Here is a 23126-nt window from a genome sequence, read left to right on the forward strand (position 1 = left end):
GGCCATCAGGCTCCCTCGACTCTCAGGACGGACGTGATCGTGCGGACGGGCTCGAGCTCGGCGACCGCCGCGACGGTGGCCGACAGCGCCGACTCCGGCGCCGCGTGCGTGGTGATGAGGAGCTCCGCGACGCCCGGCTCGGCGACGTCGGCCCCGCCGCGCGCCGTCGGCTGGCGGACCGCCTCGATGGACACGCCGTGCTCGGCGAGCGCGTGCGCGACCTGCGCGAGCACGCCCGGGCGGTCCTCGACGTCGAGGCGCACCTGGTAGCGCGTGACCGCGGCGCTCGCCGGGAGGATCGGGAGCTCGGCGTACGTGGACTCCTGCGGCCCCTTGCCCCCGAGCACGCGGTGGCGGGCGGCGGAGACGACGTCGCCCAGGACGGCGGACGCCGTCGGGGCGCCGCCCGCGCCGCGCCCGTAGAACATGAGCTCGCCCGCGGACTCCGCCTCGACGAACACCGCGTTGAACGAGCCGCGCACGTTCGCGAGCGGGTGCGAGGTCGGCACGAGCGCGGGGTGCACGCGCACGGACACGCCCGCCTCCGCGCCGGTGGCGTCGCCGTCGCGCCGCTCGGCGATGGCGAGGAGCTTGATGACGTGGCCCGTCTGCGCGGCCCACGCGACGTCGTCGGCCGTGACGGCCAGGATGCCCTCGCGCGCGACGTCGTCGAGGGACACGCGCGTGTGGAACGCGAGGCTCGCGAGGATCGCCGCCTTGGCCGCGGCGTCGTACCCCTCGACGTCCGCCGTCGGGTCCGCCTCCGCGTAGCCGAGGTCCTGCGCCTCGCGGACGGCCTCGTCGAGGCCCCTGCCCGTCGAGGCCATCTGGTCGAGCACGTAGTTGGTCGTCCCGTTGACGATGCCGAGCACGCGCCGCACGCGGTCGCCCGCGAGCGACTCGCGCACCGGGCGGACGATGGGGATCGCGCCCGCGACGGCGGCCTCGAAGTAGATGTCCACCCCGGCGGCGTCGGCCGCCTTGTAGAGCGTGGGGCCGTCCTCGGCGAGCAGCGCCTTGTTCGCCGTCACGACGGCGGCGCCGGCCTCGATCGCGCGCAGCAGCAGCGACCGCGCGGGCTCGGTGCCGCCCATCACCTCGACGACGATGTCGGCACGCTCGACGAGGCCCGCCGCGTCCTCCGTGAGCAGCGACCGGTCCACCGCGGCGTCGCGCGGCGCGGACGCGTCCCGGACCGCGATCCCGACGAGCTCCAGGGGCGCCCCGACCCGGGACGCGAGGTCGTCGGCCTGCTCCGTGAGCAGCCGCGCGACCTGGGTGCCGACGACGCCGCACCCCAGCAGGGCGACGCGCAGGGGCGGGTGGGACTCGGCGGCAGACGGCACGACGGACCTTCCTCGGGTGGTCAGGACGGGTGCGGCGCCGGGCGCGGCCCGGGTCGTGCCCGGGTGGCTCGGGAGCCGCAGGCACAGGATACGGCGACGCGGGGGCCCGCCCGGGGCGTGCCCACAGGTCGGATGCCGACCCGCGGGCACGACCCGGTGGGCGTCAGCCCTCGTCGAGCGCCAGCAGGTCCTCGACGGTCTCGCGCCGCACGAGCACGCGGCTCGCGCCGTCGTGCACGGCGACCACGGGCGGACGCGTCAGCAGGTTGTAGTTCGACGCCATCGAGCGGCCGTACGCCCCCGTGGCGGGCACCGCGAGCAGGTCGCCCGCCCGCACGTCGCCGGGGAGCAGCACCTCGTGCACGACGATGTCGCCGCTCTCGCAGTGCTTGCCCACGACGCGCGCGAGCACGGGCCCGGCCTCGGACGCCCGCCCGACGACCTCCGCGTGGTACTGCGCCGCGTAGAGCGCGGGGCGGATGTTGTCGCTCATGCCGCCGTCCACCGACACGTACGTGCGCACGCGCCCGTCGTCGAGGGTCACGGGCTTCACGGTGCCGACCGTGTAGAGCGTGAGACCGGCCGGCCCGACGATCGCGCGCCCCGGCTCGATCGAGAACCGCGGCAGCGGAGTGCCGAGCTCCGCGGCCACCGCCTCGACCGCGCGCGCGACGTCCTTCGCGACGCGCTCCGGGTCGAGCGCGACGTCGCCCGGGAGGTACGCGATGCCGTAGCCGCCGCCGATGTCGACCTCGTCGACGAGCACGCCCGAGCGGTCCGCGAGCCGCGCCCGCAGCTCCAGCACGGCGCGCGCCGCGACCTCGAAGCCCGAGGGGTCGAGGATCTGGGAGCCGATGTGCGAGTGGATCCCGAGCAGGTGCAGCTCGGGGCGCGCGACGACGTCGAGCAGCGCGGTCATCGCCGGGGAGTCGCCGGCCGGTCTGCCGTCCGCGGAGCGCGACGACGCGACCGACAGCCCGAACTTCTGGTCCTCGTGCGCGGTCGAGATGTACTCGTGCCCGCCCGCGTGGACGCCCGTCGTCACGCGGACCATGACGGGCGCGACGACGCCGCGCTCCCCCGCGAGGCGTGCGACCCTCTCGACCTCGACGAGCGAGTCGACGATGATCCGACCCACGCCCTCGTCGAGCGCGCGCCCGATCTCGGCGTCGGACTTGTTGTTGCCGTGCAGGCCGATCTCGGGACCGGGGACGCCGGCGCGCAGCGCGACGGCGAGCTCTCCCCCGCTCGCGGTGTCGACGCGCAGGCCCTCCTCGCGCGCCCAGCGCGCGACGGCGACCGTGAGCAGCGCCTTGCCCGCGTAGTACACGTCGACGTCCGACCCGACGGCGCGGAACGCCGTCTCGAACGCCGTGCGGTACGCGCGCGCCCGGGCGCGGAAGTCCGCCTCGTCGAGCACGTACGCGGGCGTCCCGTGCTCGGCCGCGAGCGTGCGGACGTCGACGCCCGCGACCTCGACGACGCCGTCGTCCCGGCGCCGCACGCCGCGCGACCACGGCTCGCCGGGGTGACCCGGCAGGCTCGTGCTCACATGCGCTCCGGCGCGGTCACGCCGAGCAGCCCCAGGCCGTTGGCGAGGACCTGGCGCACCGCGTCGTTGAGCCACAGGCGCGTGCGGTGCGTGTCCGTGACCTCCTCGTCCGGGTAGGGCAGGACGCGCTGCGACTTCTGCTGGTACCACGTGTGGTAGTCGCCGGCCAGGGCCTCGAGGTAGCGCGCGACGCGGTGCGGCTCGCGCAGCTCGGCCGCCTGGGCGACGATGCGCGGGAACTCGGTGAGACGCCCGACGAGCGCCGCCTCGCTCGGGTGGTCGAGCAGCGCGGGCTCGAACCCGTCGGCGCGCGAGACGCCGCGGTCGGCCGCGTTGCGGTCCACCGCCGCGGTGCGCGAGTGCGCGTACTGCACGTAGTAGACGGGGTTCTCGTTCGTCGCCCGCGCGAGCAGGTCGAGGTCGAGGTCGATGTTCTGGTCCGCGGAGGAGCGGGCGAGCGAGTAGCGCGCGGCGTCGACGCCGACGGCGTCCACCAGGTCCTCCAGCGTCACGACCGTCCCGGCGCGCTTGGACATGCGCACTGGCTGGCCGTCCTTGACGAGGTTGACCATCTGCCCGATGAGGAGCTGGAGGTTCTTGCCCGGCGTGTCACCGAAGGCCGCGCAGACCGCCATCATGCGGCCGACGTACCCGTGGTGGTCGGCGCCGAGCATGATGATGACCTCGTCGAAGCCGCGCTCGCGCTTGTCGAGGTAGTAGGCGATGTCGCCCGCGATGTACGCGGCGTCGCCGTCGGACTTGATGACGACGCGGTCCTTGTCGTCGCCGAAGTCGGTCGTGCGCAGCCAGGTCGCGCCGTCCTTCTCGAACATGTGCCCGGACCCGCGCAGACGCTCGACCGCCCGCTCGACGGCGCCCGACTCGTGCAGCGAGTCCTCGTGGAAGTACACGTCGAAGTCGACGCCGAAGTCGTGCAGCGACGCCTTGATCTCGCCGAACATGCGCTCGACGCCGCGCGCGCGGAACACCTCCTGCGCCTCCGCGTCCGGGAGCGTGCGCGGGTCGGGGTCGCCCGCGGCGACGGCGTCCGCGACGACCGCGTCCGCGATCTCGGTGATGTACTCGCCGCCGTACCCGTCCTCCGGTGCCTCCTGGCCGCGCGAGCGCGCGAGGAGCGAGCGCGCGAAGCGGTCGATCTGCGCGCCGTGGTCGTTGAAGTAGTACTCCCGCGTCACGGTCGCGCCGCTCGCCTCGAGCACGCGCGCGAGCGAGTCGCCGACGGCGGCCCAGCGGACCCCGCCGATGTGGATGGGCCCGGTCGGGTTCGCGGAGACGAACTCGAGGTTGACCTTCTTGCCCGCCTCGGAGTCGCCGCGCCCGTACGCCGGGCCGGCCTCGACGATGGTGCGCGCGAGCTCGCCCGCGGCGGCCGCGTCGAGGGTGATGTTGAGGAAGCCGGGGCCCGCGACGTCCACGGCCCGGATGCCCGGGTGCGCGGCGAGGCGGCCCGCGAGGTCCTCGGCGAGCGCGCGCGGCGTCGTGCCCGCCTTCTTCGCGAGCTGCAGCGCGACGTTCGTGGCCCAGTCGCCGTGCTCGCGCTGCCGGGGTCGCTCGACGTGGACGCGCTCGGGGACCGCGGTCGGGTCCAGGTCGAGGGTGCCGTCGGCGACGGCGGCGGCCAGGGCAGCGCTCAGCGCTTCGGAGAGCTCGTCGGGGGTCACCGGGCGATTCTACCGAGGCGCGGGCACCGTCCGTCGCGGGATCTCGCCGGGTCGGCGCCGGGTCGGCGCAGTGCTGGCGCAGGGCTGGCGCGGAGTCGGCCCAGGGGTCCGGCCGGAGGTGGGCCCGGAGGTCGGCGCACCCCGCGCGGGCTGGTAGTCTCGTGCATCGCGTCGGCGGTCACCGTCGGCGCTCGCCCTCGTAGCTCAGTGGATAGAGCGTCTGCCTCCGGAGCAGAAGGTCGTAGGTTCGAATCCTATCGAGGGCACCCGCACCGCTCCCACGAGCCCGGCCCGCCTCGCGCGGCCGGGCTCGCGCCGTCTCCGGCCTGTGCACGAGGTCCCGCCACGACCCCCGCGCTCCCGCTACGGTGGGGCCATGACCGACGGCGGCTACGGGGACTTCGAGTTCGAGCGCCGGTTCCTCGTGCGCGAGCTGCCCGAGGACCTGCGCGACGCGCCCGCCCTCATCGTGCAGAGCTACTACCTGGCGGACGAGGGCTACGCGCTGCGGCTGCGCGCCAAGGTGCCCACGGTCGACGCGACGATGGACGCCACGACCGACCCGGTCCGGCTGCTCGACCGCTACGCCCCCGCCGTCGACCTGTGCACGCTCACCGTCAAGGGCCCGATGGCCGGCGGCACGCGGTACGAGGCGGAGCGCGAGGTCGACGTGGCGGTCGGCGTCCAGATGATCCGCCGCGGCGGTGCGCGCGTCGTCAAGACGCGGTACTCCGTGTGGGTCGGGGCCGACGGCTGGGTCGTCGACGTGTTCGGCGGGGCGAACCACCCGCTCGTCGTCGCGGAGTGCGAGCGCACCGGCCCGGTCACGGACCTGCAGATCCCCGCGTTCTGCGTCACCGAGCTCACGGACGACCCCCGGTTCTCGAACGACGCCCTCGCGGGCCGCCCCTACGGCGCGTGGCGCGAGGAGTTCGAGGCCGAGCTCGCCGCGTCCGGCCCGCGGTTCCTCCAGGACTTCGGCCGCAACGAGCGGCTCTCCGGCCCGTAGCCGCCGCGCGGCCACGCCCGACGGCGGTCCCCCGCCCCGGTCAGCGCAGCGCGTCCGCCGCCGCGCACACCGCGCCGACGTCGAACCGGACCGTGCGCCCGTCGACAGGCACCCACCCGGGCTCGTGCCCGAACAGGACGGCCCACGGCAGCGCGCCGGGCGACACGTGCTCGCGCGCACGGTCGTGCGCACGCGCCTCCGCGACCTCGCGCTCGACGGCGTCCTCCAGCGCGACGAGGTCGGCCCGCACCGCGTCGCCCTTCTCCGTGAGCCGGTGTGCCCGTCCCGTCTCCAGGTAGCCGTCGTGGCGCGCGCTCCGCACGACCCGGCGCGCGGCGTCGTGCACGCGGAGGCGCAGGGCGTCGTCGGCGGGGTCGAGCGCGACGCGGGCGCCCTCGTCCGCCGTCTCGCCGAAGAGGGTCGACAGCGCGAGGTGCTCGCGCTCGGAGGCGGGCGACGCGTCGAGGAGGACGAGGACGGGGGGCTCGCCGGGCGCCGTCGGCTCCACGCGGACGAGGCCGCTCACGGCGAGGCTCAGCACCTGCGCGGCGAACGCGTGCTCGGGGCGGCGCAGGACGACCGCGGCGAGGAGCAGGTCGGCCACGGTCCGACGATACGGCGCGGCGCGGCCGCGCGCGGGGCGACCGGCCGGAGGCGCGTCAGGAGTTCTGGATCTCCTCGACGCCCTGGACGAACTCGAAGTGCCAGGGCTCGTAGGCGCCGCTGCCGCCGCGCTTGGCCCACGCGGGGTTGGCCCAGCCGTACGTGCCGCCGTTCTGGTTGATCCACGCGTAGACCTCGCGCGAGCCGGTCTCCACGGAGCAGAGGTCGATCGCGAGCCCCCACCCGTGCATGGACCAGCCGGGGGGCGCCGCGAAGGCGCCCCGGGAGGACTTGAGCGAGACCTGCGTCGAGAGCGTGCGGTACGACGACACGAGGCAGAGGTCTCGGCCGAAGGTCGCCCGGAACGCCTCGTTCATCGCGGAGAGGGCGACGGCCGCGTCGGGCCGCAGGTGCTCGTCGGCCTGCCACAGCTCGCACAGCGCGTGCTCGTCGAGGTTGCCGTTCGTGCCCTCGGGTCGCACCGTCGGGTCGCAGCCCGGCAGCGGGTCGCGCGCGGCGGAGCGGGAGGCCGCCTCCCGGCGCACCTCGACGCGGGGGGCGGCGGCGACGCTCGGGGACACGGCGGGCGCCGTCGGGGCGGCGGTCGCGAGGTCGAGTGCGCTCGGGCCGACGGGGCGGGTGTCCGGCTCGAAGGGAGAGCCGGTGCCGAGCGCGTCGTCGGCGCCCGCGGAGAGCGGCATCGCGATGGTCGCGGCGGCGAGCGTCCCGAGGACGGCGACGCGCGGCACCCAGCGGTGCTGGCTGGAGACCTGTGCCTGGGGGCGGCGACGCCGGGAGCCCTGCTCCGCCTCGCGCCGGGCCCGTCGTGAGTCGAGGGCGGGTGCGCCGTTCTGCGACTCCACCCGCCACCTGCCTCTCACGTCTTCGGGGTGGCTCCGAGCCACCGATGACCGATCAATCACGGAACAGTAACGAAGGGCTCCGGCGATGCCAAGTCCCCTGCTCAGGGCCTCGGCGGAGCGTCCTCCGCGAACCTCGCGCCGCCGGACCCGCCGACCTACGGCCGACGCTGCATCGCGTCGCGCACCTCGCCGACGAGCTCCTCGAGGATGTCCTCGAGGAAGACGACCCCGAGCGCGCCGCCGCCCTCCGGACCGTCGACGCGCGCCAGGTGCGCCCCCGAGCGCTGCATGGCGCGCAGCGCGTCCTCCACCTCGTCGTCGGGCGCGGCGGCCGCGAGCGCCCGCACGCGCCACGACGGGACGGGGGCCTCGCGCGTCGTCTCGTCCGCGTAGAGGACGTCCTTGACGTGCAGGTAGCCCACGAGGTCGCCCGTGACGTCCGCGACGGCGAACCGGGAGAAGCCGGTCTTCGCGACGAGGCGCTCGACCTCGTCGGGCGTGCAGCCCTCCGTCACGGTGACGAGGTCCGCGACGGGCACCATGACGTCCTGCGCGGTGCGCTCGGAGAACTCGATGGCTCCCGACAGCAGCCCTTGCTCGTCGCGCAGCACGCCCTCGGCCTGGGAGTGCTCGACGATGGACTGCACCTCCTCGGCGGTGAACGCCGACGCCACCTCGTCCTTCGGCTCGACGCCCGTGGCGCGCACCGCGTGGTTCGCGAGCCAGTTGAGCGCGACGATGACGGGGCGCAGCACGCGGCCGATCCACACGAGCGGCGGGCCGAACCACATGACGGCCGTCTCCGGACCGGAGACCGCGAGGTTCTTCGGGACCATCTCGCCCAGCACCACGTGCAGGTAGACGACGATCGCGAGCGCCACGACGAACGCGATCGGGTGCGCGAGCGCGGTGCTCACGCCGAGCGCGTGCAACGGGTCCTCGATGAGGTGCGCGATGGCGGGCTCCGCGACGACGCCCAGACCCGTGGAGCAGACGGTCACGCCGAGCTGGGCGCACGCGAGCATGAGCGACACGTGCTCCATCGCCCACAGGACCGTCTGGGCGCGCCGGTTGCCCTGCGCGGCGAGGGGCTCGATCGCCGAGCGGCGCGCGGAGATCACCGCGAACTCGGCGCCGACGAAGAACGCGTTGCCGGCGAGCAGGAGGAGCGCGACGAGGAGCGCCGTGGTGGAGCTCATGCGTCCCCCTCCGTCGGCGTCGCGCGGACCGAGAGCCGCTCGACGCGCCGCCCCTCCATCGCCTCCACGCGCAGCACCACGCGGTGCCGGCCCGCGCCTGCGGCGACCTCGTCGCCCGGCTCGGGCACCCTGCCCAGGCGGGCCATGACGAGGCCGCCGAGCGTCTCGTAGGCGCCGTCCTCCGGGACACGGAGGCCGGTGACCTCGGTGAGCTCGTCGGGCCGCATGACGCCGGGCACGAGCCACGAGCCGTCCGCGCGGCGGGCCGCGCCGGAGCGCCGGGGGTCGTGCTCGTCCGCGACGTCGCCCACGAGCTCCTCGACGACGTCCTCGAGCGTGACGACGCCCGAGGTGCCGCCGTACTCGTCGACGACGACCGCCATCTGGAGACCGAAGCCGCGGAGCTCGACGAGGAGCGGTCCGAGCCGCACCGTCTCGGGCACGCGCGGGGCGTCGGCCATGAGGGCCGCCGCCGGGACCTCGTGCCTCCGGTCGTACGGGACGGCGACGGCGCGCCGCAGGTGGACGAGGCCGACGACGTCGTCGCGGTCCTCGCCGATGACGGGGAACCGCGAGTGCCCGGTCCGGCGGGCGGCGTCGACGACGTCCGCGGCCGTCGCGTCCCGGTCCACGACGACCATGCGCATGCGGTCGGTCATGACGTCGACGGCGCTCAGCTCGTCGAGCTCGATCGAGTTGGTGAGGAGGGTCGCGACTGAGACGTCGAGCGTGCCCTCCTGCGCCGAACGGCGTACGAGCGCGGCGAGCTCGGACGCCGAGCGGGCGCCCGACAGCTCCTCGCGCGGCTCGACCCCGACGCGGCGCAGGATCGCGTTCGCCGAGCCGTTGAGCACGGCGATGACCGGCCGGAACAGCTTGGTGAACTGCCGCTGCACGGGCACGACCTGCCGCGCGGTGGCGTAGGGCGCGCTGAGTGCGAAGTTCTTCGGGATGAGCTCGCCGAAGAGCATCGAGACGAAGTTCACGACGAGCAGCGCGAGGACGCCCGCGAGGACCGCGGAGGCCGCGCGGCCGAGCGGCGTCGAGCTCAGGGCTTCCCCGAAGAGCGAGAGGAGCGCCGGCTGCGCGGTGTACCCGAGGAGGATGGTGGTGAGGGTGATGCCGACCTGCGCCGAGGAGAGCTCGGTCGACAGGTGCTTGAGCCCGGCCCGGACGCTGCGGTCGCGGCGGTCGGGGCCGCCCGTCCCGCCCGACGGCGGGGAGCCGCGTCTGTCGCCCTCCTGGTCGGCGTCGTCCCCGGCGGGGAGGACGGCGGGGTCGAGGGTGACCAGGGAGAACTCGCTGGCCACGAAGACGGCGGTACCTGCGGTGAGGAGCACCCCGAGCGCGACCATGACCCAGTCGCCTACCACGAGGTGCTCCACCGATATCGGGAGGTGCTCTTCATCGTGCCGACGATGGTAGCGCTCGCCCGTCGCGCGGCGCCCGGGAGGGAGGGGCCTGGCGGCGCCCGGGCGGCCGACCGGGCCACGCGACCTGGCCCCGGGACGACGACGAAATCCAGCCGACCTGGGCCGACGTGTGCCACGCTGTATCCCATGGCAGATCCGAGGGCAGCGAGCGCAGCACCGACCGGCGCGGGGGCCGGTCCCGTCCCCGGCCGCGGGCCCGTGCCCACGACCGCCCCGGTGGCCGGTGGCGGCACCGCGCAGCAGGCGGCCACGGTCCTCGTCGTCGAGGACGAGCCGGCCATCGCGACCGCCATCGCCCAGCGACTGAGCGCCGAGGGCTGGCGCGTCGAGGTCGCGCGGGACGGTCTGTCCGCCGTCGACGCCGCGACGCGGCTGCGCCCGGACGCGATCGTCCTCGACGTCATGCTCCCCGGCATCGACGGCCTCGAGGTCACGCGCCGCATCCAGGCGGAGCAGCCCGTCCCGATCCTCATGCTCACCGCGCGCGACGACGAGACCGACATGCTCATCGGGCTCGGCGTCGGCGCGGACGACTACATGACGAAGCCGTTCTCCATGCGCGAGCTCGTCGCGCGCATCAAGGCGCTGCTGCGGCGCGTCGACCGCGCCACGCAGGCCGCGAGCTCCGCCCCGAGCGACCCGCCCATGACGGTGGGCGACGTGACGATCGACAAGGCCCAGCGCCGCGTCTACCGCGCGGGCGAGGAGGTCCACCTCACGCCCACCGAGTTCGAGCTGCTCGTCATGCTCGCGAGCTCGCCGAAGACGGTCCTCACGCGCGAGCGCCTGCTCGCCGAGGTGTGGGACTGGGCGGACGCCAGCGGGACGCGCACCGTCGACTCCCACATCAAGGCGCTGCGCCGCAAGCTCGGTGCGGACCTCATCCGCACGGTCCACGGCGTCGGCTACGCGTTCGAGCCGCCCGCCGGATGACCTCCCCCGCTGCCGACCCCACCGACCCCGCCGACGGCACGGACCCGGGGCAGGCGCAGGCTCCCGGCCCGGCCCGGCCGGCGCCGCACCGGGCCCACACGATCCGCCCGCACCTGCCGGACGTCCGACCGCTCGACTCGTTCCGGTCGCTGAAGATCAAGCTCGGGGTGCTCGTCGCCGCGACGGTGACGCTCGCCGTCCTCATCACGTGGATCGGGCTGCAGAACCAGCTCGGGCCGTCGCGCACGTTCCCGCTCGCGATCGTCCTGTCCCTGCTGCTCACGCAGCTCCTCGCGCGCGGCATGACGTCCCCCCTGCGGGAGATGACCGCCGCCGCCCGCGCGATGGCCGACGGGGACTACACGCGCCGGGTGCGCGCGACGAGCCGGGACGAGGTCGGGCAGCTCGCGGTGGCGTTCAACGTCATGGCGGAGGACCTCGCGACCAGCGACCAGGTGCGCCGCGAGCTCATCGCCAACGTCTCGCACGAGCTGCGCACCCCGATCGCCGCGCTGCAGGCCCAGCTCGAGAACGTCGTGGACGGGGTGACACCCCCGACGCCCGCGACGATGGAGATGTCGCTCGCGCAGACCGAGCGACTCACGCGGCTCGTCGCGTACCTCCTGGACCTGTCCCGCATCGAGGCGGGCGCGGCGGCGCTCAACATCACCCAGATCGACGTCGGCGACTTCCTCGAGGAGAACGCCGAGGCGGTGTCGATGGTCGAGGCCGGCAAGCAGCTGCGCTACGTCGTCGACGTCACGCCCCCGGACCTCGTGCTCGAGGCGGACCGCGAGCGGCTGCACCAGGTGGTGACCAACCTCCTGCAGAACGCGATCCGCCACTCGCCGCAGGGCGGGGAGATCCGGCTCGAGGCGTACCCGGTGGACGACGACGTCGTGCTCGAGGTCGTGGACGAGGGACCGGGGATCGCCAAGGAGGACCGCGAGCGGATCTTCGAGCGGTTCGCCCGGGCGAGCGCGACGGGCGCGCACACGACGACCGGCGGCTCGACAGGCGGGACGGGGATCGGGCTCGCGATCGTGCGCTGGGCGGTCGACCTGCACGGCGGACGGATCGAGGTCGCGGACTCGCGCCGCGGGGCGACGATGCGCGTCACCCTGCCCGCGCACGCGGGCTCCGCGCCGTTCCCGCCCGAGGACGGCGACGCGTCGTACGCGGCGCACCCCGACGTGCGGTGACCCCGTCCTGACAGCACGCGCACCGGCTCGCGCTCGCGGGTGAGATGCGTCACACCGTCGCGCGGAGATACCTCGGGATGGCGTGGAATTCCGCGATCTTGCCCTCCGACGAGGTGCGCGTGGGGTCGCGTTTGCCTGGCCCAGACACGGCGTGAAGAACCCGCGAACAGGCCGCGCCGGAACGCTCCGCCCAACCCCCGAGGCCGACGACGAGGGCCTAGGCTGGAGTGGTCCGGAACCCGGACGAGCCCGTGCCGACGTCGGGGGCGCCGCAGGAGCGGTGCGCCGTCGTGCCACGGTCGCGGGCTGTGACCGACAGCGACCTGTGTGTGAAAGTGGGCGATCCTCGCGTGTCCCCGAAGGCTGAGTCAGAGGCGATCAGCGACGCAAGCTCCGTGTTCGGAGCGAACGAGTGGCTCGTCGACGAGCTGTACGAGCAGTACCTCCAGGACAAGAACGCGGTGGACCCCGCGTGGTGGGACTTCTTCGAGGACTACCGCCCTGCGGAGCGCTCGGACGCCGACACCACGAGCGACGCCCCCGCGGCGCCCGCGAACGGCTCCCGCCCGGCCGCGGCGCCGGTGAACGGCGCGTCCGCCTCGGCGGCGCCCGCCGCCCCCGCCGCGCCGGCTCCGGCAGCGCCGACCGCCGTGACCGACGGCTCGGCCGCCGCCGAGGCCGCGCAGCGCGTCAAGCCGCCGAAGCTCCCGGCCGACCCGGCGGTCAACGCCGCGGTCGAGGCCGTCCACGCGTCGCGCCCCGTCGCGACCGCCCAGCCCGCGACGGCGCCGTACGCCCAGGTGCCCGCGCGCAAGGTCGCCGGCGCCCCCGCGCCCGAGGACGAGGCCACGGACGACGTGCAGAAGCTCCGCGGCCCTGCCGCGCGCGTCGTGACGAACATGGAGGCCAGCATCCAGGTGCCGACGGCGACGTCGGTCCGCGCGGTGCCGGCCAAGCTCATGGTCGACAACCGCATCGTCATCAACAACCACCTCGCGCGCGGTCGTGGCGGCAAGATCTCGTTCACGCACCTCATCGGGTTCGCGCTCGTCGAGGCGCTGGCCGACATGCCGGTGATGAACGCGAGCTACACGCAGATCGAGGGCAAGCCCGCGGTCAACCAGCCCGCGCACGTGAACTTCGGGCTCGCGATCGACCTGGCGAAGCCGGACGGCTCGCGCCAGCTCCTCGTGCCGAGCATCAAGAAGGCCGAGACGATGGACTTCGCCCAGTTCTGGGCGGCCTACGAGGACCTCGTGCGCCGTGCGCGCGGCGGCAAGCTCGGCGTCGACGACTTTGCGGGCACCACGATCTCGCTCACCAACCCGGGCGGCATCGGTACCGTGCACTCGGTGCCGCGCCTCATGCAGGGCCAGGGCACGATCATCGGCGTCGGCGCGATGGACTACCCCGCGGAGTTCGCGGGCGCCTCGACCGAGCGGCTCGCCCGCCTGGGCATCTCGAAGGTCCTGACGATCACGTCGACCTACGACCACCGCATCATCCAGGGGGCGCAGTCCGGCGAGTTCCTGCGCATCCTGTCGCAGAAGCTCCTCGGCGAGGACGGCTTCTACGACCGCGTGTTCGCCGCGCTGCGCATCCCCTACGAGCCGGTGCGCTGGGTCCGCGACAACACGACGGACGCCGAGATCGAGGCGGCCAAGCCCGCGAAGATCGCCGAGCTGGTCCACTCCTACCGCTCGCGCGGGCACCTCATGGCGGACACCGACCCGCTCGCGTACCGCCAGCGCAAGCACGGCGACCTGGACATCCAGAACCACGGCATGACGCTGTGGGACCTCGACCGCACGTTCCCCACGGGCGGGTTCGGCGGCCGCACCAAGTCGACGCTGCGCGACATCCTCGGCCTGCTGCGCGACTCCTACTGCCGCACCGTCGGCGTGGAGTACATGCACCTCGCCGACCGCACGCAGCGCAAGTGGCTCCAGGAGCGCCTCGAGTCCGGGTACGCGCGCACGCCGCGCGAGGACCAGCTCCGCATCCTGCGCCGCCTCAACTCCGCCGAGGCGTTCGAGACGTTCCTGCAGACGAAGTTCGTCGGGCAGAAGCGCTTCTCGCTCGAGGGCGGGGAGGCGCTCATCCCGCTGCTCGACGCGATCCTGTCGAAGGCCGCGGAGAACGGCCTCGACGAGGTCGGCATCGGCATGGCGCACCGCGGGCGGCTCAACGTGCTCGCCAACATCGCGGGCAAGAGCTACGCGCAGATCTTCGCCGAGTTCGAGGGCAACCTCGACCCGAAGAGCGTCCAGGGCTCGGGCGACGTGAAGTACCACCTCGGCACCGAGGGCGTCTTCACCGCCGAGACCGGCGCGACGACGAAGGTCTACCTCGCGGCGAACCCCTCCCACCTGGAGGCGGTCGACCCGGTGCTCGAGGGCATCGTGCGCGCCAAGCAGGACCGCATCGACCTGGGCGGCGACGGGTTCTCCGTGCTGCCGATCCTCATCCACGGCGACGCGGCCTTCGCAGGCCAGGGCGTGGTGCCCGAGGTGCTCAACCTCGCGCAGCTGCGCGGGTACCGCACCGGCGGCACCGTGCACGTCATCATCAACAACCAGGTCGGCTTCACCACGGGTCCGTCGTCGTCACGCTCGACGACGTACGCGACCGACGTCGCCAAGGGCTACCAGGTCCCGATCTTCCACGTGAACGGCGACGACCCCGAGGCGTGCGTGCGCGTCGCCGAGCTCGCCTTCGCGTTCCGCGAGCAGTTCGACCGCGACGTGATCATCGACATGATCTGCTACCGCCGCCGCGGTCACAACGAGGGCGACGACCCCTCGATGACGCAGCCGCTCATGTACAACCTCATCGAGGCGAAGCGCTCGGTGCGCAAGCTGTACACCGAGAACCTCGTCGCGCGCGGGGACATCACGCTCGAGGAGGCCGAGCACGTCCTCCAGGACTACCAGGCCCAGCTCGAGCGCGTCTTCACGGAGACCAAGGAGGGCGGGTTCACGCCCGCGGCAGACCGCGAGCCGGTCGCCGGTCTCGAGCGCCCGGAGTCCCAGCTCGAGGACGCCGGCACGATGGTCGGCTGGAAGACGGCGATCGACCGCTCGGTCCTCGAGCGCGTCGGCCAGGTGCACGTCGCGCCGCCGGAGGGCTTCACCGTCCACCCCAAGCTCGCGCAGCTCCTCGAGAAGCGTCGGCAGATGTCCGTCGAGGGCAACATCGACTGGGGCTTCGGTGAGCTCGCCGCGTTCGGCTCGCTCCTCGTCGAGGGCACCCCGGTGCGCCTCGCCGGCCAGGACTCGCGCCGCGGCACGTTCGTGCAGCGTCACGCCGTCCTGCACGACCGCGAGACGGGCGCCGAGTGGACGCCGCTGCTCTACCTGTCGGCGGACCAGGCGAAGTTCTGGGTCTACGACTCCTCGCTCTCGGAGTACGCCGCGCTCGGGTTCGAGTACGGCTACTCGGTCGAGCGCCCCGACGCGCTCGTGCTGTGGGAGGCGCAGTTCGGCGACTTCGTCAACGGCGCCCAGACGGTGATCGACGAGTTCATCTCGTCCGCCGAGCAGAAGTGGGGCCAGTACTCCTCGGTCGTCATGCTGCTCCCCCACGGCTACGAGGGCCAGGGGCCGGACCACTCGTCCGCGCGCATCGAGCGCTTCCTCCAGCTCGCGGCCGAGGACAACATGACGGTCGCGCAGCCGTCCACGCCGGCGTCGTACTTCCACCTGCTCCGCCGGCAGGCGTACGCGCGCCCGCGCCGTCCGCTCATCGTCTTCACGCCGAAGCAGCTGCTGCGCCTCAAGGCTGCCGCGTCGAGCGTCGAGGACTTCACGACCGGCACGTTCCGCCCGGTGATCCCGGACGCGTCGGCCGACCCGGCGAAGGTCGACCGCGTGCTCCTGTGCACGGGCCGCGTCTACTACGACCTGCTCGCCGAGCGCACCAAGCGCGGCGACGAGGGCGTGGCGCTGGTCCGCCTCGAGCAGCTGTACCCGCTCGACGTCGACGGCATCCGGGCCGAGCTCGCGAAGTACCCGGACGCCGAGGTCGTCTGGGTCCAGGACGAGCCCGAGAACCAGGGCGCCTGGTCGTTCGTGCACATCAACCTGCCCGAGGACCTCCCGCGCGTGAGCGTCGTCTCCCGCCCGGCGTCGGCCTCCACGGCCGCCGGCACGGCGAAGAAGCACCAGGCGCAGCAGGCCGTGCTGCTGGAGCAGGCCTTCGCCCGCTGACCGGCCCGCACGACCCGCGCACGACGAAGGCCCCCTCCGCACGGAGGGGGCCTTCGTCGTCGGTGCGTCCGTCGCCCGCCGCCGCAGCTCGCGCGGGCCGCGGCCGGGGAGCGGTGAGATCGACCCGAGCGCCCGAGATCGGCCCTCAGGAGGCCGACGTGGCGACGCGCGGGTCGATCTCGCGGGACTACCAGCGGTCGTGGATCTTCTCGCGCAGGTAGCGGTCGTAGATCTCGCGCACACCGGAGGTGAAGAGCGGGCCGAGGACGTCGGCGTCGCCCGCGGCGGCGTTCGAGCGCGCCTGCTCGACGTTGCGCGCGCCGGGGATGACCGTCGACACGCCCGGCTGCTGCCAGACCCACGCGATGGCCACCTGGGCCGGGGTGAGGTCCTGCCCGACGACGTCGTGCACGAGCGTGGTGAACTCGGCCGCCGCCTGGACACCGGTCTCGAAGTCGACGCCGGAGAACGTCTCGCCGACGTCGAACGCGCTGCCGTCGCGGTTGTACGTGCGGTGGTCGTCCGCGGCGAACGTCGTGTCCTTCGTGTACTTCCCGGACAGCAGCCCGGACGCGAGCGGGACGCGCGCGATGACACCGACGCCGGCGTCGGACGCCGCGGGCAGCACCGCGTCGAGCGGCTTGAGCCGGAACGCGTTGAGGATGATCTGGACCGTGGCGACGCCGGGGCGCGCGATGGCGGTGAGCGCCTCGTCCACCGTCTCCACGCTCACGCCGTAGCTCGCGATCGCGCCCTCGGCGACGAGCGTGTCGAGGCCGTCGTAGACCTCGTCGCGCGAGTAGACGGCGGTCGGCGGGCAGTGCAGCTGCACGAGGTCGAGCCGGTCGGTCCGCAGGTTGCGGCGCGAGCGGTCGACCCACTCGCGGAACTTCGCGAGCGTGTAGTTGTCGGCGTCCTGCGGCTCCCGGCGGCCCATCTTCGTGGCGACCGTGATCCCGTGGCCGGGGTTGTCGGCGAGGTAGGAGCCGATGATCTGCTCGCTGCGCCCGTCGCCGTAGACGTCCGCGGTGTCGAAGAACGTCACGCCGGCCTGCGCGGACGCGTCGAGGACGGTGCGCGCGTCGTCCTCGCTCACGTCGCCCCAGTCGGCGCCGAGCTGCCAGGTTCCCAGTCCGACGACCGAGACGAGCCGTCCCGTCCGCCCGAGCACCTGTCGTTCCATCGTTCCTCCTCGTGCTGCGTCGGGTGCGCCGGAAGACACACCCGGGCACCGAGTCTGACGGGCGCGGGCGCATCGCGCACCCGCGCACGCCGAGTACCGTATGTGAGCGTGAACACCCATGCCCCCTCGGGGACCCAGGTCCGCATCGCCCACGGCGACCACGCAGCGACGATCACCGAGGTCGGAGCGGCCGTCCGCGAGTACACGGTGGGGGGTCGGCCGGTCTTCACGCCCTTCGGCGAGGACGAAGTCTCGCCGGCGTTCAACGGCGCCGTCCTGCTCCCCTGGCCCAACCGGCTGCGCGACGGGCGGTACACGGTCGACGGCACGACGTACCAGGTCCCGATCTCGGAGCCGGACCGCGGGACCGCGCTGCACGGCCTCGCGTGCTGGCAGCGCTGGACGGTCGTCGAGCACGAGGCCGCGCGCGCGACGCTCGAGCTGCACCTGCCGCCGTCCCCCGGCTACCCGTTCGACCTCGTCGCGCGCGTGACGTACTCGCTCGACGACGCGGGGCTGCGCGTCCACGTCCGCACGACGAACGTCGGGAGCGCGACCGCGCCGTACGGCGTCGGGTTCCACCCGTGGCTCTCGGCCGACGGCGCGGACCTCGACGCGTGCACGCTGCGCCTGGACGCGGCGACCCGCGTCACGACCGACGAGCGGCTCCTGCCGACCGGCACCGAGCCCGCCGCCGGCACGTTCGACCTGCGCGAGCCGCGCCTCCTCGCGGGCGTCGACCTCGACGACGCGTACGTCGACGCCCTGCGTGACGAGGACGGGCTGTCCTGGATCCGCCTCACCGCACCCGACGACCGCACGGCAGCGGTGTGGATGGACGGCTCGATGGACACGTGGCAGGTCTGCACGGGCGACCACGTGGGCGACGTCGCGTTCCGCCGCACCGGCGTCGCCGCCGAGCCGATGAGCTGCATCGCGGACGCGTTCCGCACGGGCGACCGCCTCGTCCGGCTCGAGCCCGGGGCGTCGCACGAGGTGACCTGGGGAGCGACGCTGCTCTGAGGCGTCCGAGCGCTGTGTCGACCCCCGCGCGGGTCGACACGCCGTCCGCACCGGCTCGGATCGACCCGCGCGCCCCGCGTCGGGGAGAATGGCGCTCGTGGAAGACGCGGTGAGTCGTGAGGTACGGATCTGCGTCGTCGGCGACGAGCTGAGCGCCGGCGTCGGCGACGCGAAGGCCCTGGGGTGGGCGGGGCGCGTCGTCGCGCGCACGCGCTTCCCCCAGCCGGCGTACGTGTTCCCGCTCGCCATCCCCGGCGAGACGACGACGGCGCTCAGCCAGCGCTGGGAGGCGGAGACCGCGCGGCGGTTCTCCCCCGAGCCGGACGTCGACAACCGCCTCGTCATCGGCCTCGGCCGCCACGACCTCGACGCGGGGCTGTCGGTCGCGCGCTCGCGCCTCAACCTCGCGAACGTGCTCGACGTCGCGGAGTCCCACCGCCTGCCCACGTTCGTCGTCGGGCCGCCGCCCGGGCATGCGCAGGACGCGGAGCGCCTCGCCGAGCTGTCCCACGCGTTCTCCGACGTCGCGAACCGGCGCCGGGTGCCCTACGTCGACACGTTCAGCCCGCTCGTCACGCACGAGCAGTGGCTCGCCGACCTCGCGCAGAGCGGGAACGGCTTCCCCGGCCAGGCGGGCTACGGGCTCATGGCGTGGCTCGTGCTGCACACCGGCTGGCACGCGTGGCTCGGCCTGCCCGACGACACCGTCTGAGCCTGGGTCGGCACCCGCGCCGGCAGGGACGGACGCGCGAGGGGGAGGCACGGTCGCCGACCATGCCTCCCCCTCGCCGCCGGAGCGGCGCCGCTCAGCCGCGCGAGACCGTGAGGTCGCCCGACACGGTGCTCGCCGACACGTAGGCGCCGCCGGCGCCGTGCTGGTCGACGTGGTCGACGGACGTGGTGCGCTGGGCGCTGGAGTCGAGGCGCACGCCGTCGAGCACGGCCTTGCCGGTGACGCTGCGGGCCTTGAGGTTCACGGCCGAGCCGGCGCCGAGGCGCACGGCCACGTCGCCGGAGACCGTGCGCGCGTCGACGAGCGGGGTGCTCTCGCGCGCGACGACCTCGACGCCGCTCGTGACGGTGTTGACCGACACGCGCCCGAGCGTCCCGCCGAGCGTGACGGTGCCGGACGCCGTGCTCACGTGGACGTCGCCCACGTGCTCGCCGACGTCGACGGACCCGGTGGCCGTGCGGACCGACGCCGTGCCGGAGACCCCCTGGACGCGGACGGCGCCGGTCCCGGTCGTGACGGACACGTCGGCGCGCGTCCCGACGACGGTCGCCGCGGCGCGCGCGGTCGTCACCTTGAGCGGCACGTTCGCGGGCACGGTGACCCGCACGACGGCGCGGTCCTTGTCGCGCAGGCCCTTCGCGCGGTCGACGAGGCCCTCGATGCCGGCGAAGTCGTACCCGACGCGCAGCTCGCCGTCGTGCACGCTCACCTGCAGCGGGCGCTCCGACACCTCGCTCACGTCGAGGTGCGCCCCGCTCTCGCGGCCGGGGTCGGCGACGACGTCGACCGACCCGTCCGTGAGCTGGACGACGACGCGCCGGACGTCCGCGACGTCGACGCTCCGGGGGGCGTTGATGACCCAGGACTCGGTGCTCATGCGCTTCTCCTCGTTCGGTTCTCTGGTGCGTGGTCGGTCGTTGCGGGTCTTCTGGGATCGTCCGTCAGGGCAGGGTCGCCCGCACGGCCCGGCGGGCGCTGTCGAGCACGGTGCGCAGGGTGTCGACCGTCAGCTCGGGCACGCCGCCGGTCGCGTCGGCCCGGCGCAGGTCCGCACGGAGCTCGTCGCGGAACCGCTGGAGCACGGCCTCGGCCTCGGCGCGCCGCGCGGTCGACTCGCGGCGACGGGTGTCGGGCTCGCCGTCGCGCGGACGGGCGCGGGCGGTCTGGGCGGCGGCCGCGAGCTCGGCGCGCAGCCCGCGCAGCGACCCCTGCACGTCGGCGCGCAGCGCCTCGGCGCGCTGGCGCACCGTCTCGGCGATGCCGTGCTCGAGCGCCGCGACGTCCGCGCGCCGCGCCTCGATCTCGGCGCGCCCCGCAGGGGTCAGCTCGTACGTCGTCTTGCGCCCGTCGGCGCTGCGGTGGACGAGGCCCTCGTCCTCGAGCCGCGCGAGGCGCGGGTAGATCGTCCCGGCGCTCGGGCGGTAGGTGCCCCCGAACCGCTCGGAGAGCTCGGTGATGAGCTCGTACCCGTGCTTGGGGCCCGACGCGAGGAGCGCGAGCAGGTAGAGCCGGAGCTGACCGTGGGCGAAGACGGTGGCCATCAGCGGTCCACCGGGCCGCTCGCGGGAGCCGGCCGTCCGGCGGGAGCGCCGGGGCTGCCCCACGCCGGGGCGTCGGGGGCGGCGTCCTGCACCGGGGGCGCGTCGGCCGGGGCGGACGACGTCCCGGTGGTCCCCCGCAGGACGGTGACGTCGCCCGAGACGGCGGAGACGCGGACGGGCGCCCCCGCGCCGAGCCGCGCCGCGCGGTGGAAGGAGCGCGCGGACCCGCGCTGCTCCTCGCCGTCGACCACGAGCCGGCCGCTGAGGCAGCGCACGGCGTAGTCCATCGCGTCCGGGTCGGGCAGGCGCACGAGCACGTCGGCGGAGACGGCGCTCACCGTGATCTCGTCCGGGGTCGTGCGCGTGTCCACGGTCACGGAGCCGGAGACCGAGTCGAGCCGCAGCGAGCGCAGCGCGCCCGTGGCGGTGAGGCCGCCCGAGACGGTCTCCATCCGGACCGGGCCGTCGTGCTCGCTCGCGGCGACCTCGCCGGAGACGGTGTCGACGCGCAGCGGGCCGCGCGTCCGGCTCGTCATCACGGCCCCGGACACGGTCGCGAGCCGCACGCCCTCGCGGGCGCCCGCGACGAGCGCCTCGCCCTGGACCGTCGCGACCTCGACCTGCGCGCCCGCCGGGACGGCGACGTGGACCTCCGCCGAGTCCTTGCCGGTGTACGTGCGGAAGCGCTCGAGGAAGCCCTTCCAGCCTGCCTCGAACGGGCCGTAGCCCACCCGGAGCGTCGTCCCGTCGAGCCGCACCTCGAGCGCGCGCCCGCTCACGGAGTGCACCTCGACGCGCGCGTCGGCGCGGGCCGGGTCCTCGTGCGCGACGACGTCGATGCGCCCGCCGATCATCGTCGCGTCGAGCCGGCGCACGAGCGCGAGGTCGATGGCCTGCGGACCGGTGAGGGTCCAGAGCTCCTGCGTCATCCCGCGCTCCGTCCTGGTCGCCGCGCGCGCCCGGGGCGGCCGGGGTCGGCCCGGAGGACACTCGCGATATATCTCGTTCTGCCAGACACGATATATCGCGTGCTCGACCGTGACAAGGGGTCGCGTGTGGGACCATGGGAGACGGACTGGACACGCCGAGACCGGTCGTTCCACGTCGACACCCGTCGAGAACCGCCGAGACCGGCAGCACTCCCCGACCGTCAGGAGAACACCATGAGCAAGCGCGGACGCAAGCGTCGCAGCCGCAAGGGCAACGCCGCGAACCACGGCAAGCGCCCCAACGCCTGAGACGGCGCAGCCCCCGCCAGGGGGAGCAACGTGGAGAGGGCCCGGACCGACATCGTCGGTCCGGGCCCTCTCTCGCGTCTCGCCCCGCGCGCGGCCCGGGGATCCGCGCCGCGTGCCGCGGTCAGCGGGTCTCGACGACCGTCGTCGTCGTGACCATCACGGTGAGCTGCGTGTGGATGCGCTCCCGCAGGCCCGCCGGCGCCTTCTCGTGGCACGAGCGGCGCACGAGCTGCTTGACGAGCTCCTCGACGCTCAGCTCGGCCAGGCACGGCGAGCAGTGCGCGACGTGCTGCCGCATGCGCAGCTCGTCGTCGGGCGTCATCTCGGAGTCCAGGTACTCGTACAGGTGCGTGAGCGCGTGCTCGCACTCGGACTCGCCCGCGGTCGAGTGCGGGATCGGGGTCACCGGCTCCTCGACCGGACCCCGTCCGGGCTCACGGGTCTCTGACGTGCTCACGACTCACCTCCGGGGCTCTTCGCGCCCACCAGTCCTCGCCTCGCGGCGTAGTCGGCCAGCAGCTCGCGCAGCTGGCGCCTGCCTCGGTGCAGGCGGGACATGACCGTGCCGATCGGTGTCCCCATGATCTCCGCGATCTCCTTGTACGGGAAGCCCTCGACGTCGGCGTAGTACACGACCATGCGCCGGTCCTCGGGGAGCTCCTGCAGCGCGCGCTTGACGTCCGAGTCGGGCAGGCGGTCGAGCGCCTCCGCCTCGGCCGAGCGCAGCCCCTGCGACGTGTGCGACGCCGCGCGCGCGATCTGCCAGTCCTCGACGTCGTCCGTCTGCGCCTGCTGCGGCTCGCGCTGCTTCTTGCGGTACGTGTTGATGAACGTGTTCGTGAGGATCCGGTACAGCCACGCCTTGAGGTTCGTGCCCGGCCGGTACTGGTGGAACGCCGCGAACGCCTTCGCGAACGTCTCCTGCACCAGGTCCTCGGCGTCCGAGGGGTTGCGCGTCATGCGCAGCGCGGCGGAGTACAGCTGGTCGAGGTACTGCAGGGCGTCCCGCTCGAACCGGGCGGCGCGCGCGGCGTCGCTCTCGGCCTCCGGGGCGCGGTTCGTGTCCTCGGCGTCCGTCGCGTCGGCGGGCTGCGTCCTGCCGGCGGGCGCACCGGCGTCCGACGTCGTTCCCGACGTCGTCGCAGGGCTGCCGGAGACGTCGCTGCCGGAGATTCGCTCTGTCATCAACAACGAGCCTAGTCCCCCGTTCGTCTGGGTGTTCTGTGAGGCGTCCCGCGCACGGCTCGGCACCGACCACGCGGCGGCGAACGCGGCGTCCGGCGCCGGGGACCCCGGGGTCGGCGACGCGACCCGGGCGGCGGGTGCGGGGGTCTGGAGCAGGGCGGTCACGAGGGGTGCAACCCGCGAGCGTCCCCAG

20 protein-coding genes and 1 tRNA gene are annotated in these 23126 nt (G+C 74.2%); 8 read left to right on the top strand and 13 right to left on the bottom strand.

All coding sequences use genetic code 11. From position 1 onward, the window contains the following. Positions 1–5: 5 nt before the first annotated feature. The 3 genes from ACZ4MO_RS09285 to argS form a co-directional block, all read right to left on the bottom strand. Positions 6–1346, bottom strand: coding sequence for a homoserine dehydrogenase (locus ACZ4MO_RS09285; RefSeq protein WP_157446609.1), 1341 nt, complete (start codon positions 1344–1346; stop codon positions 6–8). Between the two features lie 163 nt (positions 1347–1509). After that, entirely contained in the window at positions 1510–2898 is a 1389-nt protein-coding gene (gene lysA, locus ACZ4MO_RS09290) for a diaminopimelate decarboxylase (protein WP_175009165.1), read from the bottom strand. Beyond that, positions 2895–4580 (bottom strand): arginine--tRNA ligase, encoded by a 1686-nt coding sequence (argS, locus tag ACZ4MO_RS09295; RefSeq protein ID WP_175009164.1) that lies wholly within the window; start codon positions 4578–4580, stop codon positions 2895–2897. The genes lysA and argS overlap by 4 nt, the downstream gene beginning before the upstream one ends. Positions 4581–4773: 193 nt before the next feature. Between argS and ACZ4MO_RS09300 the strand changes: the two genes are divergently transcribed. Both ACZ4MO_RS09300 and ACZ4MO_RS09305 read left to right on the top strand, forming a co-directional pair. After that, a tRNA-Arg gene (locus tag ACZ4MO_RS09300) sits at positions 4774–4846 on the top strand. Positions 4847–4956: 110 nt separating this feature from the next. After that, positions 4957–5589, top strand: coding sequence for a CYTH domain-containing protein (locus ACZ4MO_RS09305; RefSeq protein WP_034655122.1), 633 nt, complete (start codon positions 4957–4959; stop codon positions 5587–5589). Between the two features lie 40 nt (positions 5590–5629). On the opposite strand, the gene ACZ4MO_RS09310 is transcribed toward ACZ4MO_RS09305, so the two are convergent. The 4 genes from ACZ4MO_RS09310 to ACZ4MO_RS09325 all read right to left on the bottom strand — a co-directional run bounded on the left by ACZ4MO_RS09310 (position 5630) and on the right by ACZ4MO_RS09325 (position 9627). After that, positions 5630–6193 carry a hypothetical protein gene (locus ACZ4MO_RS09310; RefSeq protein WP_499278761.1) on the bottom strand — a complete coding sequence of 188 codons (564 nt, stop codon included), beginning with the start codon at positions 6191–6193 and terminating at the stop codon, positions 5630–5632. Between the two features lie 55 nt (positions 6194–6248). After that, entirely contained in the window at positions 6249–7055 is an 807-nt protein-coding gene (locus ACZ4MO_RS09315; RefSeq protein WP_175009162.1) for a D-alanyl-D-alanine carboxypeptidase family protein, read from the bottom strand. A 155-nt stretch (positions 7056–7210) separates the two neighbouring features. Then, complete coding sequence (locus ACZ4MO_RS09320; protein ID WP_034655108.1) at positions 7211–8254, bottom strand: hemolysin family protein; 1044 nt, start codon at positions 8252–8254, stop codon at positions 7211–7213. Further along, the gene (locus ACZ4MO_RS09325; RefSeq protein WP_114553572.1) at positions 8251–9627 is read right to left on the bottom strand and encodes a hemolysin family protein; all 1377 of its coding nucleotides are present in this window, start codon (positions 9625–9627) and stop codon (positions 8251–8253) included. The genes ACZ4MO_RS09320 and ACZ4MO_RS09325 overlap by 4 nt, the downstream gene beginning before the upstream one ends. A gap of 186 nt (positions 9628–9813) precedes the next feature. Here ACZ4MO_RS09325 and ACZ4MO_RS09330 point away from each other — a divergent pair, with 186 nt between their 5' ends. The 3 genes from ACZ4MO_RS09330 (at position 9814) to ACZ4MO_RS09340 (ending at position 16030) form a co-directional block, all read left to right on the top strand. Beyond that, on the top strand, positions 9814–10620 hold the full coding sequence (locus tag ACZ4MO_RS09330; protein ID WP_255437268.1) for a response regulator transcription factor: 807 nt from the start codon (positions 9814–9816) through the stop codon (positions 10618–10620). Then, the gene (locus tag ACZ4MO_RS09335) at positions 10617–11822 is read left to right on the top strand and encodes an ATP-binding protein (RefSeq protein ID WP_175009161.1); all 1206 of its coding nucleotides are present in this window, start codon (positions 10617–10619) and stop codon (positions 11820–11822) included. The genes ACZ4MO_RS09330 and ACZ4MO_RS09335 overlap by 4 nt, the downstream gene beginning before the upstream one ends. 395 nt (positions 11823–12217) lie before the next feature. Continuing rightward, positions 12218–16030 (top strand): multifunctional oxoglutarate decarboxylase/oxoglutarate dehydrogenase thiamine pyrophosphate-binding subunit/dihydrolipoyllysine-residue succinyltransferase subunit, encoded by a 3813-nt coding sequence (locus tag ACZ4MO_RS09340; protein WP_255437267.1) that lies wholly within the window; start codon positions 12218–12220, stop codon positions 16028–16030. Positions 16031–16217: 187 nt separating this feature from the next. On the opposite strand, the gene ACZ4MO_RS09345 is transcribed toward ACZ4MO_RS09340, so the two are convergent. Beyond that, complete coding sequence (locus ACZ4MO_RS09345) at positions 16218–17213, bottom strand: aldo/keto reductase (RefSeq protein WP_175009159.1); 996 nt, start codon at positions 17211–17213, stop codon at positions 16218–16220. Positions 17214–17321: 108 nt separating this feature from the next. Here ACZ4MO_RS09345 and ACZ4MO_RS09350 point away from each other — a divergent pair, with 108 nt between their 5' ends. Together ACZ4MO_RS09350 and ACZ4MO_RS09355 are read left to right on the top strand one after the other, a co-directional pair. Next, positions 17322–18236: an aldose epimerase family protein gene (locus ACZ4MO_RS09350; RefSeq protein WP_175009158.1), complete on the top strand. Its 915-nt coding sequence runs from the start codon at positions 17322–17324 to the stop codon at positions 18234–18236. A 97-nt stretch (positions 18237–18333) separates the two neighbouring features. Next, positions 18334–18948 (top strand): GDSL-type esterase/lipase family protein, encoded by a 615-nt coding sequence (locus ACZ4MO_RS09355; RefSeq protein WP_021483233.1) that lies wholly within the window; start codon positions 18334–18336, stop codon positions 18946–18948. A gap of 94 nt (positions 18949–19042) precedes the next feature. On the opposite strand, the gene ACZ4MO_RS09360 is transcribed toward ACZ4MO_RS09355, so the two are convergent. The 3 genes from ACZ4MO_RS09360 to ACZ4MO_RS09370 form a co-directional block, all read right to left on the bottom strand. Next, positions 19043–19846, bottom strand: a complete 804-nt coding sequence (locus ACZ4MO_RS09360) for a DUF4097 family beta strand repeat-containing protein (RefSeq protein ID WP_074807571.1) — start codon at positions 19844–19846, stop codon at positions 19043–19045. A gap of 64 nt (positions 19847–19910) precedes the next feature. After that, a complete protein-coding gene (locus ACZ4MO_RS09365; RefSeq protein WP_108051657.1) occupies positions 19911–20510 on the bottom strand; it encodes a PadR family transcriptional regulator in 600 nt (199 codons plus the stop codon). Then, a complete protein-coding gene (locus ACZ4MO_RS09370) occupies positions 20510–21439 on the bottom strand; it encodes a DUF4097 family beta strand repeat-containing protein (RefSeq protein ID WP_175009157.1) in 930 nt (309 codons plus the stop codon). The genes ACZ4MO_RS09365 and ACZ4MO_RS09370 overlap by 1 nt, the downstream gene beginning before the upstream one ends. Before the next feature lie 234 nt (positions 21440–21673). Here ACZ4MO_RS09370 and ACZ4MO_RS09375 point away from each other — a divergent pair, with 234 nt between their 5' ends. Beyond that, positions 21674–21748 (top strand): 50S ribosomal protein bL37, encoded by a 75-nt coding sequence (locus ACZ4MO_RS09375; RefSeq protein WP_099052597.1) that lies wholly within the window; start codon positions 21674–21676, stop codon positions 21746–21748. Positions 21749–21869: 121 nt separating this feature from the next. On the opposite strand, the gene rsrA is transcribed toward ACZ4MO_RS09375, so the two are convergent. Then, positions 21870–22205, bottom strand: a complete 336-nt coding sequence (gene rsrA / locus ACZ4MO_RS09380; RefSeq protein ID WP_021483111.1) for a mycothiol system anti-sigma-R factor — start codon at positions 22203–22205, stop codon at positions 21870–21872. Continuing rightward, positions 22202–22933 carry a sigma-70 family RNA polymerase sigma factor gene (locus tag ACZ4MO_RS09385; RefSeq protein WP_354051616.1) on the bottom strand — a complete coding sequence of 244 codons (732 nt, stop codon included), beginning with the start codon at positions 22931–22933 and terminating at the stop codon, positions 22202–22204. The genes rsrA and ACZ4MO_RS09385 overlap by 4 nt, the downstream gene beginning before the upstream one ends. Positions 22934–23126 lie beyond the last annotated feature (193 nt).

The sequence above is a fragment of the Sphaerisporangium cinnabarinum genome (genome assembly GCF_055567015.1).